Here is a 16,162-nt window from a genome sequence, read left to right as displayed (position 1 = left end):
TCGCCGCGGGCCGCGCGAGCGCTGGCGCGCCCCGCGCGAGCGCACCAGCGCCTACCGCGATCGACCGTGGCCGCCGGGTGACGCGGGACCGCTGTCACGGGCCCCAAGGGGTTGAGAACGGCCCGTGAATCCGGCGTCGCTCCCGGCCGCGAACCGGTTGATCAACGTCAATTGTGAGCGGCGCCACAAGGCCCGGCATCGGCCGAACGGGTGACGGCCTCAGTCCGGGCACCCGTCCTCCGTGCCCAGCGGTTTCGTGTGGTCGAAGTAGTACTCGCGCTCGTGCTCGGCCGGGTCGCCGGACCGGCGGGCGACCTCCGTGATCCAGGGGGCGATGAAGCCCGTCTTGGACGCCTCGCAGGCGATCGAGTAGTTGAAGCCCTTCATCGCGCCCCGCCACAGGCCCCGGCTGGCCGGTCGGAACCGGTTGCCGGACCGGACCAGGTAGTCCGCCTCCACACGCACCACCGAGACGATCTCCATCGGGTCCACGACGGGCAGCGCGGTGGCGAACGCGTAGGCCACCACGTAGTTGGTGCGGACGACCAGTTCGCCCTCCTCGCCGGCCTCGGCCCGCATCGTCCCGCTCACCTTGGGCTCGACGGGCAGCAACTGCTGCCCCTTGGCGATTCGGGTCACCACGATGCTCACCTCCGGGTCGTGCGTCCCGTCGAAATCGGTGCGCAGGTGCTCCTGCTGGTCTTCGGCGAACAGGTCGATGAAGGCGGACACGTCGTGGCCCTCGACGGCCTTCCGGTCCAGCCGGGAGGCGATGAGCGCCGCCTTCGTCCGCTGGTAGGCGTCGGCGACCTGCTCGGCGGAGAACTCGCCCACCGGCTGGGCCTCGGGCACCACGATCCCGGCCGCGCCGTCCGCCCAGCCCGCCGCCGGCGTCCCCTCGAACGGCCGCTCCGGGTCCACCCGCGCCACGGGCGCGACCTTGCCGGTCGTGGTGGGTGCCGCCGCGGTGTTGCCGGCCTCGCCGAAGCCGAGCACGCCCTGCCGGTACAGCCCGAACAGCAGGGCCGCGATGGCCACCAGCGCGACCGCCGAGACGACCTTCCCGCTGCGCGCTCGCCACCGGGCCTTCCGCCGCCTCCGGCGGATCTCGCGCCGCGCCCGGCGGTTGGCGTCCCTGATCCACTTCTCGTCCCGCAGGTCAGGGTGGTTGTCGATGTCGCCGATGTCCACGTGCGCCCCTCATGTCCCGATCGAAGTCGTTCACTCGATCGGAGTAAGGCGATCGCGCGTTAGCCGAGGCTGCCCGCGGGCCGGCGCGGTAGCAGGTATCTGGTTCGAAGTCGATACCCGGACCTCCGTAGACTTCGCTCGTGACTGAAACGCCCACCACCCCGCAGCGCTCCGAACTCCCGCCGGCCTGGAACCCGGCCGAGGTAGAGGCCGGCCTGTACGAGCGGTGGGTCGAGCGCGGTTACTTCAAGGCCGACGCGACCAGCGACAAGCCGCCGTTCACCATCGTGCTGCCGCCGCCGAACGTGAACGGCAGCCTGCACATGGGCCACGCCCTCAACCACAGCGTCATGGACGCCCTCACCCGCCGCCGCCGCATGCAGGGCTACGAGGTCCTGTGGCTGCCCGGCACCGACCACGCGGGCATCGCGACCCAGACCGCGGTCGAGCGCGCGCTGGCCGGCGAGGGCATGTCCCGGCACGACCTGGGCCGCGAGAAGTTCGTGGAGCGGGTCTGGCAGTGGCGCGAGGAGGTCGGCGGCAAGATCCTCGGCCAGATGCGCCGCCTCGGCGACGGCGTCGACTGGGACCGCGTCCGCTTCACCATGGACGAGGGCCTGTCCCGGGCCGTCCAGACGATCTTCAAGAAGCTGTTCGACGACGGCCTGATCTACCGCGCCGAGCGCATCATCAACTGGTGCCCGCGCTGCCAGACCGCGCTGTCGGACATCGAGGTCGACCACTCCGACGACGACGGCGAGCTGGTCTCCATCCGCTACGGCGAGGGCAAGAACTCGATCGTCGTCGCCACCACCCGCGCCGAGACCATGCTGGGCGACACGGCGGTGGCCGTGCACCCGGACGACGAGCGCTACCAGCACCTGATCGGCACCGAGGTCGAGGTGCCGCTGACCGGCCGGTTCGTGCCGGTCGTGGCCGACGAGCACGTGGACCCGAAGTTCGGCACCGGCGCGGTCAAGGTCACCCCGGCGCACGACCCGAACGACTTCGAGATCGGCCAGCGCCACGACCTGCCCGCGCTGACCGTCATGGACGGCCGCGGCAACATCACCGCGCACGGCCCGTTCGAGGGCCTGGACCGGTTCGAGGCCCGGCCCGCCGTGGTCGCCGCGCTGCGCGAGCAGGGCCGGATCGTGGCCGAGAAGCGCCCGTACACGCACGCCGTGGGCCACTGCTCGCGCTGCGACACGGTCATCGAGCCGCGCCTGTCCATGCAGTGGTGGGTCAAGGTCGAGCCGCTGGCCCGCGAGGCCGCGGCGGCGGTCCGCGACGGCCGCACCACGATCCACCCGCCGGAGCTGGCCAAGCGATACTTCGACTGGGTGGACAACCTCAACGACTGGTGCATCTCGCGCCAGCTGTGGTGGGGCCACCGCATCCCGGTCTGGTACGGCCCCGACGACAAGGTCATGTGCGTCGGGCCGGACGACGAGCCGCCGGGCGAGGGCTGGGTCCAGGACGAGGACGTGCTGGACACGTGGTTCTCCTCGGGCCTGTGGCCGTTCTCCACGCTGGGCTGGCCGACCCCGACCAGCGACCTGGCGAAGTTCTACCCGACCAGCGTGCTGTCCACCGGCTACGACATCCTGTTCTTCTGGGTCGTCCGGATGATGATGTTCGGCCTGTACGCGATGGACGGCAAGCAGCCGTTCGACCACGTGTTCCTGCACGGCCTGATCCGCGACCAGTTCGGCAAGAAGATGTCGAAGTCGCGCGGCAACGGCATCGACCCGCTGGACTGGATGGACACCTACGGCGCCGACGCCACCCGGTTCACGCTGCTGCGCGGCGCGAACCCGGGCTCGGACCTGGCGATCGCCGAGGAGTGGGCGGCCGGGTCCCGCAACTTCACCACGAAGCTGTGGAACGCCACCCGGTTCGCGCTGAGCAACGGGGCCAACGTCGAGGCGCCGCTGCCCGCGCGCGACGCGCTGACCGACGCCGACCGCTGGGTCCTGGACCTGCTCGACGAGTTGGTGTCCGATGTGGACGGCCAGTTCGAGCAGTTCCAGTTCGGCAAGCTGGCCGAGGCGCTCTACCACTTCACGTGGGACGAGTTCTGCGACTGGTACCTGGAGCTGGCCAAGGTCCAGCTCGCCGAGGGCGGCGCGCGCGCCGAGTCCACCCGCCTGGTGCTGGGCCACGTGCTCGACGTGCTGCTGCGCCTGCTGCACCCGTTGACGCCGTTCGTCACCGAGACGCTGTGGACCACGCTCACCGGCGGCGAGTCGCTGGTCGTCGCCGAGTGGCCGAAGGCTCGCGGGGGCGAGCGGGACGAGGTCGCGGCGCAGCGGATCGAGGGCCTGAAGAAGCTGGTCACCGAGATCCGCCGGTTCCGCTCCGACCAGGGCCTCAAGCCCGCGCAGAGGGTCGCCGGCAAGGTGCGCGGCGCGTGCTGCGTGGACTTGACCGACCAGGTCCCGGCGGTGCGGTCGTTGACCCGGATGACCGAGCCGGACGACGCCTTCCAGGTGTCGGTGTCGCTGGAGGTCGGCCTGCCCAAGGGCGCGGTGAAGGTCGAGCTGGACCTGTCCGGCGCGATCGACGTGGCCGCCGAGCGCAAGCGGCTCGCCAAGGACCTGGCGGTGGCGGAGAAGGAGCGGGCCCAGTGCGAGGGCAAGCTCAACAACCCCGCGTTCACCGACAAGGCGCCCGCCGAGGTGGTCGAGAAGATCAAGGGCCGGTTGGCCGCGGCCACCGCCGAGATCGAGCGCATCCACGCCCGCCTCGAGACCCTGCCGCAGTCGTGACCGCGCCCGAAGCCCTGGAGGAGCTGCGCCAGGTCGAGGCGGAGCTGAACCAGCGCTGGCCGGAGACCAAGCTCGACCCGAGCGTGGACCGGATCAAGGCGCTGGCGGAGATCCTCGGCGACCCGCAGACGTCCTACCCGGTGATCCACATCGGCGGCACGAACGGCAAGACGTCCACTTCCCGCATGGTCGACGCGCTGCTCACCCGCGTCGGCCTGCGCACCGGCCGGTACACCAGCCCGCACCTCCAGCTGGTGACCGAGCGGATCAACGTGGACAACGCGCCGATCAGCCCCGAGCGCTACGTCGAGGTGTACCGGGACGTCGAGCCCTACATCGGGATCGTGGACAGCCGGTCCGAGGTGCCGATGAGCAAGTTCGAGGTGCTCACCGGCATGGCGTTCGCGGCCTTCGCGGACGCCCCCGTGGACGCGGCGGTCATCGAGGTCGGCATGGGCGGCCGGTGGGACGCCACGAACATCGCCGACGGCAAGATCGCCGTGCTGTGCCCGGTCGGCCTGGACCACACCGACTACCTCGGCTCGTCGCTGGAGGGCATCGCCGAGGAGAAGGCCGGGATCATCAAGCCCGGCGCGGTCGCTTTGCTGGCCGAGCAGGACCCGGTGGTCGAACGCGTGTTCCTGCGGCGGGTGGCCGAGGTGGACGCGACCGTGGCCCGGCAGGGTTCGGAGTTCGGCGTGCTCCAGCGCGACATCGCGGTGGGCGGGCAGATGCTGCGCCTGCAGGGCCTGGGTGGCGTCTACGACGAGATCTTTTTGCCGCTGCACGGCGCTCACCAGGCCGCGAACGCCGCTTTGGCGCTGGCCGCGGTGGAAGCGTTCTTCGGTGCGGGCGCGGACCGGCAGCTGGACGTCGAGGCGGTGCGCGAGGCGTTCGCCACGGTGGCCTCTCCGGGCCGGTTGGAGCGGGTCCGCTCGGCTCCGACCGTGCTCGTGGACGCCGCGCACAACCCGCACGGCGCGAAGGCGCTGGCGCGGGCGCTGGACGAGGAGTTCGGGTTCCGCAAGCTGGTCGCGGTCGTTGGCGTGATGGACGACAAGGACGCCGTGGGCATCCTGACCGAGCTGGAACCGGTGGTGAACGAGGTCGTCCTGACCACCAACTCCTCGCCGCGCGCGATGGACCCGGACCTGCTGGCCGGCGTGGCGATCCCGATCTTCGGCGAGGACCGCATGGTCGTGCAGCCCCACCTGGTCGACGCGATCGAGGAGGCCGTGCGGCTGGCCGAGGAGGACGACGACGGCGGCGTGGTCTCCGGTGGGGGCGTGGTGGTGACGGGCTCGGTGGTCACCGCCGGCGAAGCCCGCGCCCTGTTCGGGAAGGCACCGGCATGACCACTCCTCCGGCTCCCAAGAAGGACCCGATGAAGTCGTTCCGCGGCATCATGGCCGGGACGCTCATCCTGGAGGCGATCGTCGTCGCGCTGGCCCTGCCGGTGGTGGCGAACCTGGGCGGCGGGGTCGCCTCGGGGACCGGGTACCTGGTGCTCGGGTTGATCGTCGCGTTCATCGTGACCTGCGGGCTGTTGAAGCGGCCGTGGGCGGTGTGGATCATCGCCTTGCTGCACGTGGTGATGATCGCTTCGTGGGTGCTGATGACCGCGTTGGGCGTGATCGGGGTGTTGTTCACGCTGGTGTGGGCGTACCTGCTGTGGTTGCGCCGGGACGTGGCAAAGCGGATGGCCGAGGGCCGGCTGCCCAGCCAGCAGTCGTGACCGTTCCCGGGGACGACGCGGTCGGGGCGTGGGCCGATCGGGTCAACGCGCTGGTCGCGGCGCGGCGGGTGCCGTGCCTGCCGGCGTTGCCCGCCGACGTCCGGTCCCAGGTGGTCGTGACCGCCGATCGCATGGGGGTGGACGAGTTCTTCGCCGTCGCCGTGCGGGTCGGGGCCACTCTGCTGTACCGGGACGTCGAGGTGGTGACCCCGGAGCACCTGGCCGGCGGGCCGTGGAGCGTCCTCGACGGCGGCGTGGGCGAGGAGTTGGCGGACGAGCCCGAGCGGTATGCCGGGCGGGTGATGTCGGTTCGGGTCGGGTTCGCGCACCAGGGTGTGGTGCACACGTGGGTCGCGGTCGCGCCTTGGCGGGAGGCGTTGCGGCGGGCGGCGGAGGAACTGGCCCGGGTGGCGCTGTGGCCGGACGAGCGCATCGCGGAGTTGGCCGGGCAACTGGCGCAGGACGCGGAATTGCGCCTGCTGCCACCCGGTTACAGCGTTTCGGCGGTGGAGCGGAAGCTGGCCGACCACGCCGTGGTGGGGCCGTTGTTGGCTTCCCCGCAGGACCGGGTGGGAGCCGGCAAGGCGGTCGCGCTGGCGTGGGAGCGGGTGGAGGCCGCTCGGGCGCTCGTCGAGGACCGGATGCGGGAGCGGTTGGGCGAGTTCGCCGAGGGGCTGGCCTTCGACCCGGAGTTCCTCGCGCACGACCTGGTGGGCGACCGGCGGAAGGACGCCGAGCGCTTCCTGTTCGACGCCAGTGGCGGGTATCTGCTGTCCCGGACGATCATCGCCGAGCTGGAGTCGCGGGCCCGGAAGATGCGGCCCAAAGCGCCCTGACCGGCGGGATCGGGTGTTCCGGGGGCGTAGGGGTCGTGTTCACCCGGCATTCGTATCCGGCGGTTAGAAACCCGCCATGAGCGAAGGTGGAGTGAACCGGCGGACGCTGCTGCGCGCCGGTGCGATCGGTGCGGCGGGCGTGTTCGTGCCCGGGGTGGCGTTGGCGCAGAGCGGGCGGCCGGTGTTGACGCACGGCGTGCAGTCCGGGGACGTGACGTCCTCGGCGGCATGCCGATCTTCGCGGCCATGGCCGCCCGCCGGCCCGACTTCTTCGTCAACAGCGGCGACACCGTGTACGCGGACAACCCGCTTAAGGAGACGGTGACCCTGCCGGACGGCCGGATCTGGCGCAACGTGGTCACCCCGGAGAAGCTGAAGGTCGCGGAGACGCTGGACGAGTACCGCGGCCAATTCGCCTACAACCTGCTCGACCCGAAGTACCGCGAGTCCGCCTCCCAGGTCCCCATGTTCGTGCAGTGGGACGACCACGAGGTCGTCAACAACTGGTACCCGGGCGAGATCCTGGACTACTGCTTACCAGGGGCACAGTAACACCCAATCGATCACTACCTCTTTGATCAAGCTCCGCCGACGCGGTCAGCTCTGGTGGATCAGCCGATCGGGCGCGGCCTTCGTGTCCAGCCAGGCCCTGGCCAACTTGCCCGCCGCCGCGCGGAACACACCGTCGCGGTTGCCGTCGTCGGGCGTGATGACCTCCGACCGCTTGTCCAGCACGAGGTACCGGTCCGAGCCGCCGTCGGTGTGGAACCGGTAGCGCGCCTCGGCTTCGGTCTCGGCCTCTTTGTGCAGGTACACGAGCATCGCCAACGCGATCACCTCCAAGGCTTGCTGTAGTCCTCATTGGACGCGGGTGGGATCTGGGCTTCCCACCGCGACACCTCGTTCGCCGCCGCGTGAGCGTCCTTGTACGAGGCGTTCGGGTTCTGCTGCCAGTATCGCGCCTCGGCGAGTTCGTGTTCGAGCAGGGCGATGTCCGATGGCTGCGCCCGGCCCGAGCGCAGCCTCAGCCACGCCTCCGCCATGTCCGGGTTCGGGTCGAAGCGAGCCATGACCGTGCCCCCGTCAACGCCTTCCAACGGGTGCAGGTCCTCGAACACGTGGTTCTTGATCTGCTCGATCTCGGCACGGGTGAACCCGGTGCCGCCCCCGACCCGGGGCACGTCCGCGACGTGGCCCGCGACGTCGTCGATGTCGTCGGAGCCTCGGATCGACTGGTACGCGTTCTCCGACCAGCGGTCGATGCGGTCGTAGGCGCGCAACGACCCGTCGTCCACCGGTCGTGCGCCGCCGGTCTGGCCGGGGCGGGGGAGTTCATCACCCGATCGGGCCGGGGTCTTGAGGTCGTCCAGCACCTTGCGGACCTTGCCGAACACGTCGCCGAGCTTGCGCAGCAGCGGGACGAGCTTGCTGATCGTCCGCACCAGCTTCTTGAGGATGTCGCCGATCTTCGCGCCCCACCGCGCCACGGCCGCGGATGCCTGCGCGACCACGACCGGCGTGGCCAGACCGACGGTGAACGCGACCTCCAGCGCCCAGGCGATCAACCGTCCGACCAGATCGGCGATCAGGTCCCGCACGAACTCGCGCACGACGGCGACCACGACGCCCGCCATCTCCACGGCCGAACCGAATCCGTCGGCGGCGGTGGACGCACCGCCGAGCACCTCGGCGGTGTTCCGGGCGGCGGCCCGGTAGGCGTCACCCGCCTGCCCCTGCCACCCGGCGGTGTCGTTGGCCACGTCGCGCGTGTAGTCGTCACGGACGTCGGCCACGGCCTTGGCGGCGTTCTTCCACGTAGCCGCGTGGGAGGCGACGAGGTCGGCGTTGCCCGCGAGCCAGTCCAACGCGTCGGACAACGGCTTGACGTGCTCGATCAGCCACGAGACGCCAGCCGACAGCAGCGAGCCCAACGGGTCGATGACGATGCTCAGCGCCTCGAGTCCGACACCCGCGACACCCAGGCCGATGTCGATCCAGCTGCCGCTCTCGATGCCGGACTTGAGGTCGGCGGCGGACTCGGCGATCCCGATGCCGGAGTACCACCGCGTGCTGTCCTGAACGGGCGCGATGAGCGGATTGGTGCCGGTCACCGCAGGCTCCCGAACGTGACCGCCGCGTCGTCCTCGCGCTGCTCGTACTCGTCGGCCGTGTACTTCACCTGGGTGGCGATGTCGGCCATCCCTTTGGTGCCGGCCGTCAACGCGTCACTGGCCTGATCTTCGATATCACGCATGACCGAGGGCAGGAACTGGCACAGCTGTCCGTAAGCGCCGTCGGCCATGCTCACCGTGCGGGCGGCGTGCACCGCCTCACCCAGCCGTTCAGCCAGTGCTTCGAGCTTGGCGGCGTGCGCACGCAGTTCATCGGGCAGAACGTCGTATCCGTCCACTGCCGGCTCCTTCACCTGAGGTACGAGTCGTCGCCGAAGTCGTCGTCATCGAGCCTGCGGGTCCGTGGTGCGGGCGGTGGAGCGTCACCGAACCGATCGCGGTATGCGTCCACGACCATCCGGCGGGTATCCGGCAGGTCGTCGCCCACCTGCGACTCCGTGGCGGCTCGAACCTCACCGGCGATCCGCGCGCGAGCGGCGTTCAAGGTGTTCATGAACAGGGGGCCGAGGTCGTCCGGTCGCACCGAGGCCGCCCGATCGGTGAACCGGACGTCCACCGGGGAGCCGGTGGAGTCGACGGTCACGACAACCGCGCCGTTGACGCTGGTCTCCGTCACCCGGATCCGTTCCACCTGGTCACGCAAGGCCTGCAAGCGATCTGCCCGGCTGCGCATCCCTTCGACCCAGTCGTCGATGCCGCGCTCGGCCTGCCCCGGGTCTCCGCTCAGCAGTCCGTCCCAACGTGGCTCCGCCATATGAAGGTTATAGCCGGATGCCATCGAGGTGATCATGCGATCGGGAGATATCCCACCGGATGCGACTCGTGCAGCGAGCGCGACTGCCCGGAGATCACAGAGTGTCTGCGTACCCTGAATCAACACTGACCCTCCCGCAGTACACCGAGAAGCGGGTGGACGTGCTGGCGGCGCGGGCGTTCCAGGCGTTCCACGAGTGGCAGCCGATCGACCCGCGCCAGGCGGTGGACGGGCGGATCTACCGCAAGTTCTCCTTCGGCCGCCACGTCGACGTCTTCGTCCTCGACATGCGCTCCTACAAGGACCCCAACACCTCGTCCAAGACCGACCCGGGTCACGTGCTGGGCGAGCAGCAGGCGCGCTGGCTGGTGCGGGAGCTGGACCGCTCGCACGCCACTTGGAAGATCATCGCCGCCGACCTGCCGATCGGGTTGACCGTGCCGGACGGCGTGGACATCGAGGGCGTCGCCAACGGCCTGCCGGGCGTGCCGGGCGGGCGTGAGCACGAGCTGGCGTGGGTCCTGCGGGAGCTGAAGAACCGGCGCGTGCGCAACACGGTGTGGCTGACGGCGGACGTCCACTACACCGCCGCGCACCACTACTCGCCCGAGCGCGCGGCGGTCGGCGACTTCGACCCGTTCTGGGAGTTCGTGTCCGGTCCGGCGCACGCGGGCGCGTTCGGGCCGAACAAGCTGGACCCGACGTTCGGGCCGGAGGCGGTGTTCGTCAACGCCCCGCCGGCGGCCAACACCACCCCGCTGGACGGCTTCCAGCACTTCGGCGAGGTCGAGGTGTCACGGGACGGCGAGCTGACCGTGTTCCTGCGGGACATCAAGGGCGTTTCGCTCTGGTCGAAGACGCTCGCGCCCGAGCACCGGTAAGTTCTTGCAAGAGTTTGCGGCGGCTGGCCCCTTGTAGAAGCAAGACAGTCGTGGTTTTGTGAGCCCTCGCCCGGTCCTGTCGCCGGGCGAGGTTTGCAAGAACTTGCGACAAGGAGGTCGCGTCGGGTGTCCGACCCTGATGTCACGGCAACCGGGCTTGCCCGATTCGTCGTGACATCAGGGTCGGACACCCGGCTCTCAGGCGACCTCCTCGAGCCGCCGGAGGCGGCTCCGAAGACGAGGAGGTCGCCCCATGCGCCGCCGCTTGGGCTTGGTCGCCCTGCTGATAGGCGGGCTCGTCCTGCCGGTCACCCAGGCCGCCGCCGCACCCGCCGAACGGCTCGCCGTCGGCTCCGTGGAAGACATCGCACCCGGTGTGCGGGACGGTGACCGGGATCTGGCGCGCGACGCGGTCCGCGCCGACCTGTCGGGTGAGCGGTTCTACTTCGTGATGCCCGACCGGTTCGCCAACGGCGACCCCCGCAACGACCGCGGCGGCACCAGTGACCCGGACCGGCTCAAGACCGGGTTCGACCCCGCCGACAAGGGCTTCTACCACGGCGGCGACCTCAAGGGCCTGCGGGACAAGCTCGACTACCTCGACGGCATGGGTGTCACCGCCATCTGGCTCACCCCCATGTTCGCCAACCGCTGGGTGCAGGGCGAGGGCGCGGACGTCTCCGCCGGCTACCACGGCTACTGGACCACCGACTTCACCCGGCTCGACCCGCACTTCGGCACCACCAACGACATGCGCCGCCTGATCCGCGACGCGCACAGCCGCGGCATGAAGGTGTTCTTCGACATCGTCGCCAACCACACCGCGGACCTGATCGACCACGCCGAGGGCAAGTACGACTACGTGTCCACGGGCGCGGTGCCGTACCTGGACGCCGAGGGCCGGCTGGTCGACATCGCCGAGATCGCCGGGCAGAAGGACTTCCCGAAGCTCACCGCCCCCTACACGCCGGTGGTGCGCGGCAAGAAGACCCCGGACTGGCTCAACGACCCGTCGCTCTACCACAACCGGGGCAACTCGACGTTCAGCGGCGAGTCCACCGAGTACGGCGACTTCGCGGGCCTGGACGACCTGATGACCGAGCACCCCAAGGTCGTCGCCGGCATGAAGCGGATCTTCACCAACTGGATCGACGTGCTGGGCATCGACGGCTACCGCGTGGACACCGTCAAGCACGTCAACATGGAGTTCTGGCAGGCGCTCGCGCCGCACGTGAAGCGGTACGCGGAGTCGCGCGGCAAGAAGGACTTCTTCGTGTTCGGCGAGGTCTTCGACGCCAACCCGGCGTTCACCTCGCGGTACTCCACGACCGGCCGGATGCAGGCGGTGCTGGACTTCCCGTTCCAGAGCGGGGCGTCGTCGTTCCTGTCCGGGCGGGGCGCTCAGCGCCTCGGTGAGGTGCTGGTCGACGACGACCGGTACACCGACGCCGACTCCAACGCGTCCTCGCTGCCGACGTTCCTGGGCAACCACGACATGGGCCGCATCGCGTGGATGATCCGGCAGAACCGGTCGGGCATCGGCGAGTCCGAGCTGCTGGACCGGCTGGAGCTGGGCAACGCGCTGATGTACCTGTGGCGCGGCAACCCGGTCGTCTACTACGGCGACGAGCAGGGCTTCGCGGGTTCCGGCGGGGACAAGCTGGCGCGGCAGGACATGTTCGCGTCCAAGACGCCCGAGTACGCGGCCGAGGACCTGGTGGGCAGCGACCGGACGGGCGCGGTGGACAACTTCGCCACCGACCACCCGCTGTACCGGCAACTGCGGGACCTGGCCGCCTTCGTGGACACCGACCCGGTGTGGCGCGAGGGCAACCAGACCCTGCGGTACGCCTCCGGTGACGTGATCGCGTTCAGCCGGGTCGGGTCGGCGCACGTCGAGCACCTGGTGGTGGCCAACGCGGGCACCGCCGCGGCGACCGTGGACGTGCCGGTCGGCAGCACCGCTCTCGCGCCGCTGTGGCCTTCCGCGGGTTCGGCCGTCCAGGCGGTCGACGGCAAGGTCCGGGTCACCGTGCCTCCCCTGGCCGCGGTGGTGCTGAAGGGTTCCGGCAAGCTGCCCGCGCGGGTTCCGACGCCGACGTTGGTGGTTCCTCCTGCCGGCACCGTGCTGGACGACCGGGTGGAGCTGCGGGCCGACGGCGTGACCTCGGCGTTCGCGCAGGCCACGTTCGCGGCTCGGGTGGAGGGCCAATCCGACTGGACCGTCCTCGGGACCGACGACGCTGCCCCGTACCGGGTGTTCGCGGACCTGGCGTCCCTGCCCGGCGCGGCCGTGGGCAAGAAGGTCGAGATCCGGGTGGTGGCCAAGGACAACGCCGGTGCCCTGGGGGCGGACGGCGCGGTCCTGACGCTGGTGGCCGCGCCGCCGGTGCAGCCGCCGGGCGCGGTCGCCTCGGACTGGCTGGTCGTGCACTACAACCGCCCGGCGGGCGACTACGACGGCTGGGGCCTGCACGTCTGGGGCGACGTCGTGGACGGGCCGACCTGGCAGCAGCCGCTGCCGTTCGCGGGCGAGACCCCGTACGGCCGGTTCGCGTGGGTGAAGCTCAAGCCGGGCGCGAAGAACGTCGGCATCATCGCCCACCGCGGCGACGAGAAGGACACGGACGCGGACCGGTTCGTGGACCCGAGCGTGTCTCCGCAGGTGTGGTTGCGCCAAGGGCAGACCGCGGTCCACACGAACGAGGTCGCGGCCACCGGTGAGGCGGTCGTGCACTACAGCGGCGACACCACCGGTCTCGTGGCGCGTGCGGGCACTTCGGAGGTCCCGTTCAGCGGGGGAGCGGCGCGCATCCCGGCGACTGGTCCGGTCGACTTCTCGTTGGTGCGCAACGGAACCGTGGAGGCGTCCGGCCGCAACTCCGGTCACGCGTGGGCGAAGTCCGGGGACCCGAAGGTCTACGCGACGCGGGCCGCGCTGGAGAACCGGGCGGTGATCCACTACCACCGGCCGGCGGGCGACTACGCGGACTGGACGCTGTACCACTGGACCGGGTCGCTGGAGCCGAGCCCGGGGTGGAACCAGTCGCGCGTGCCGGACGGCTCGGACGGGTTCGGCGTGTACTGGTCGGTGCCGCTGGCGCCGGGTGCGGCCGGGTTGAGCAACATCATCCACCGCGGCGACACCAAGGACCCCGGTCCGGACCAGTTCCTCGACGTGTCCGGCACCGGCCACGAGGTCTGGTACGTGTCGGGCTCGGTGCGGCCGGACGGGCAGGCGTCCTACGTGCTGCCGCCGTCCGGTGGGCCGGGCGTGGACGACGACCTGACCAAGGCCAAGGCGATCTGGGTGTCCCGCGACCTGGTGGTGTGGGACGTGCCGGTGGTGGCGTCCGACGGCTACCGGCTGGAGTACGGCGGGAAGGTGCTGCGCCTCGCGCCCTCGGGTGAGCCGGTGCCGGCCAAGTTCCCGCACCTGCGCGGCAAGCCGGTGTTCAAGGTGCTCGACGGCGCTCGGGTGGACGAGGCGTTGCGGGACAAGCTGTCCGCGGTGCACGTCGACTCCGGCGGTGGTCTGCGGCACCGGACGGGCGTGCAGATCGCGGGCGTGCTGGACGACCGGTACGCGGGCGCGGCGGCGAAGCTCGCCTACGGGCCGGTGTTCGACGGGGACAAGGTGTCGGTGCGGCTGTGGGCGCCCACGGCGTCCTCGGTGAAGCTGCGGCTGTTCGACCAGCCGACCGGTGAGCCGACCCGGGTGCTGGACCTGCGGCGCGACGACGCGTCCGGCTCGTGGTCGGGCAGCGGGCGGTGGAAGGACCGGTACTACCAGTTCGAGGTCACCGTGGCGGGCAAGTCCGTGGTCGTCACCGACCCGTACTCGGTGGCGCTGGCGGTCGGCTCGACGCACTCGCAGTTCGCGGACCTGTCCGACGCGCGCACCATGCCCGAGGGCTGGCGGCAGGACGTGGCCCGCGGGCTGGACGACCCGACCGAGCACGGCATCACCGAGCTGCACGTCCGGGACTTCTCGATCAACGACCAGTCGGTGCCCGAGGCCGAGCGGGGCACGTACAAGGCGTTCACGCACCGCGACTCGATCGGGATGACGCACCTGCGGCAGCTCGCGTCGGTCGGGCTGGACACCGTGCACCTGCTGCCCACGTTCGACATCGCGACCATCCCCGAGAAGCGCTCGGACCGGCGGGAACCGGCGTGCGACCTGGCCGCCCTGCCCGCCGACTCGGCCGCGCAGCAGGAGTGCGTGGCGGCGACGGCCGCGAAGGACGGCTTCAACTGGGGCTACGACCCGTTCCACTACGACGTGCCCGAGGGTTCGTACGCCACCGACGACGCCCAGTCCGGCTGGGCCCGGTCGAAGCAGTACCGCGAGATGGTGAAGTCGTTGCACGACAACGGCAACCGGGTCGTGGTGGACGTGGTCTACAACCACACCGCGGCCTACGGGGACGCGCCCACGTCCGTGCTGGACAAGGTCGTGCCCGGCTACTACCACCGGCTCAACCTCGACGGCACCGTGGCGAACTCGACGTGCTGCGCGAACACCGCGTCCGAGAACGCGATGATGGGCAAGCTGGTCGTGGACTCGGTGGTCCGCTGGGCGCGGCTGTACAAGGTCGACGGGTTCCGGTTCGACCTGATGGGGCACCACCCGAAGGCGAACGTCCTGGCCGTGCGGGCGGCGCTGGACGCGTTGACCGTGGAGAAGGACGGCGTGGACGGGCGCAAGATCCGCGTCTACGGCGAGGGCTGGGACTTCGGCGAGGTCGCCGGCAACGCCCGGTTCGAGCAGGCCACGCAGGCCAACCTGGCGGGCACCGGCATCGGCACGTTCAGCGACCGGCTGCGTGACGCGGTGCGCGGCGGTGGCCCGTTCGACGCCGACCCGCGCGCGCAGGGTCTCGCGTCGGGCTTGGCGGGCGACCTGAACGGTGCTCCGGTGAACGGCGACGTGGCGGCGCGGCTGGCCAACTACAGCGACCTGGTGAAGCTGGGCATGGCCGGGAACATGGCGGACTACCGGTTCGAGTCCACGTCCGGCGGGGTGATCAGCGGTCGGGACGTGACCTACAACGGCTCGCCGGCCGGGTACACGGGCGCGCCCTCCGACGTCATCACTTATGTCGACGCACACGACAACGAGACGCTGTTCGACTCGCAGACCTACAAGCTGCCGGTGGCGACGTCGATGGCGGACCGGGTGCGGATGCAGAAGGTGGCGCTGGCACCGGTGCTGCTCGGCCAGGGCCAGCCGTTCCTGCACGCGGGCGCGGAATTCCTGCGCTCGAAGTCGTTGGACCGCAACAGCTACGACTCGGGTGACTGGTTCAACCGGTACGACCCGTCGTTGCGCGACAACGGTTTCGGCCGCGGCCTGCCCCCGGCGGCGGACAACCGCGACAAGTGGCCGTACGCCACTCCGCTGCTGTCGAACGGGGCTCTGAAGCCCTCGACGGCCGACATGCGGCAGGGCGTCGACAACACCCTGGAGTTGCTCCGCATCCGCCGCTCGTCGCCGCTGTTCACCCTGAACGACGCGGCCCTGGTGCAGCAGAAGCTGTCGTTCCCGGCCGCCGAGCCGGGCCTGGTCGTGGCGCTGCTCGACGACACGGTGGGCCCGGACGTCGACCCGGCGCTCAACGCGGTCCTCGTGGTGGTCAACCCGTTCCCGACGACGAAGACCGTGTCGGTGCCCGGTGCCTGGGCCAACCACCCGTTGAGCAGCGACAAGGCGGTCCTGGACAACGGGACCTCGATCCCGCCGCGCTCGGTGGTCGTCCTGACCCGCTAGCGGTTCGGCTTGCCGAACTCCTCGACCGGGACCGGGTAGCGCTCGTCACCATGGCCGGCCGCGATCGCGCGGTCGGCCATGGTGACCGC

At 70.6% G+C, this 16,162-nt stretch carries 10 protein-coding genes and 2 pseudogenes; 7 read left to right on the top strand and 5 right to left on the bottom strand.

Annotated elements, in window-relative coordinates:
• Window positions 1-219: 219 nt before the first annotated feature.
• Window positions 220-1,191, bottom strand: coding sequence for a hypothetical protein (locus tag RIN75_RS28470; protein ID WP_309115105.1), 972 nt, complete (start codon window positions 1,189-1,191; stop codon window positions 220-222).
• A gap of 140 nt (window positions 1,192-1,331) precedes the next feature.
• Here RIN75_RS28470 and RIN75_RS28465 point away from each other — a divergent pair, with 140 nt between their 5' ends.
• The 5 genes and pseudogenes from RIN75_RS28465 to RIN75_RS28445 form a co-directional block, all read left to right on the top strand.
• Window positions 1,332-3,962, top strand: a complete 2,631-nt coding sequence (locus RIN75_RS28465) for a valine--tRNA ligase (protein WP_309115104.1) — start codon at window positions 1,332-1,334, stop codon at window positions 3,960-3,962.
• Window positions 3,959-5,317: a folylpolyglutamate synthase/dihydrofolate synthase family protein gene (locus RIN75_RS28460; protein WP_309115103.1), complete on the top strand. Its 1,359-nt coding sequence runs from the start codon at window positions 3,959-3,961 to the stop codon at window positions 5,315-5,317. Before RIN75_RS28465 ends, RIN75_RS28460 begins: the two co-directional genes overlap by 4 nt.
• A complete protein-coding gene (locus RIN75_RS28455; protein ID WP_309115102.1) occupies window positions 5,314-5,697 on the top strand; it encodes a DUF4233 domain-containing protein in 384 nt (127 codons plus the stop codon). Before RIN75_RS28460 ends, RIN75_RS28455 begins: the two co-directional genes overlap by 4 nt.
• Window positions 5,694-6,533: a hypothetical protein gene (locus RIN75_RS28450; protein ID WP_309115101.1), complete on the top strand. Its 840-nt coding sequence runs from the start codon at window positions 5,694-5,696 to the stop codon at window positions 6,531-6,533. Before RIN75_RS28455 ends, RIN75_RS28450 begins: the two co-directional genes overlap by 4 nt.
• A gap of 219 nt (window positions 6,534-6,752) precedes the next feature.
• Window positions 6,753-7,061 (top strand): annotated as a pseudogene (locus tag RIN75_RS28445) (alkaline phosphatase D family protein); the annotation flags it as partial.
• 69 nt (window positions 7,062-7,130) lie between these two features.
• On the opposite strand, the gene RIN75_RS28440 reads toward RIN75_RS28445, so the two are convergent.
• Genes RIN75_RS28440 through RIN75_RS28425 form a run of 4 tightly spaced genes read right to left on the bottom strand, consistent with a single transcriptional unit; the run spans window position 7,131 to window position 9,455 of the window.
• Window positions 7,131-7,361 carry a hypothetical protein gene (locus RIN75_RS28440; RefSeq protein WP_309115100.1) on the bottom strand — a complete coding sequence of 77 codons (231 nt, stop codon included), beginning with the start codon at window positions 7,359-7,361 and terminating at the stop codon, window positions 7,131-7,133.
• A gap of 5 nt (window positions 7,362-7,366) precedes the next feature.
• Window positions 7,367-8,644 carry a WXG100 family type VII secretion target gene (locus tag RIN75_RS28435; protein ID WP_309115099.1) on the bottom strand — a complete coding sequence of 426 codons (1,278 nt, stop codon included), beginning with the start codon at window positions 8,642-8,644 and terminating at the stop codon, window positions 7,367-7,369.
• Entirely contained in the window at window positions 8,641-8,943 is a 303-nt protein-coding gene (locus RIN75_RS28430; protein WP_309115098.1) for a type VII secretion target, read from the bottom strand. The genes RIN75_RS28435 and RIN75_RS28430 overlap by 4 nt, the downstream gene beginning before the upstream one ends.
• Window positions 8,944-8,954: 11 nt before the next feature.
• Window positions 8,955-9,455: a YbaB/EbfC family nucleoid-associated protein gene (locus RIN75_RS28425; RefSeq protein ID WP_309115097.1), complete on the bottom strand. Its 501-nt coding sequence runs from the start codon at window positions 9,453-9,455 to the stop codon at window positions 8,955-8,957.
• 74 nt (window positions 9,456-9,529) lie between these two features.
• Between RIN75_RS28425 and RIN75_RS28420 the strand changes: the two are divergent.
• A pseudogene (locus RIN75_RS28420) lies at window positions 9,530-10,300 on the top strand (alkaline phosphatase D family protein); the annotation flags it as partial.
• 253 nt (window positions 10,301-10,553) lie between these two features.
• Complete coding sequence (pulA, locus tag RIN75_RS28415; protein WP_309115096.1) at window positions 10,554-16,073, top strand: pullulanase-type alpha-1,6-glucosidase; 5,520 nt, start codon at window positions 10,554-10,556, stop codon at window positions 16,071-16,073.
• Window positions 16,074-16,162 lie beyond the last annotated feature (89 nt).

It is taken from the genome of Saccharothrix sp., assembly GCF_031180885.1.
GTDB lineage: Bacteria > Actinomycetota > Actinomycetes > Mycobacteriales > Pseudonocardiaceae > Actinosynnema.
The sequence above is the reverse complement of the archived record's forward strand: the minus strand, read 5'-3'. Positions and strand labels throughout refer to the sequence as shown.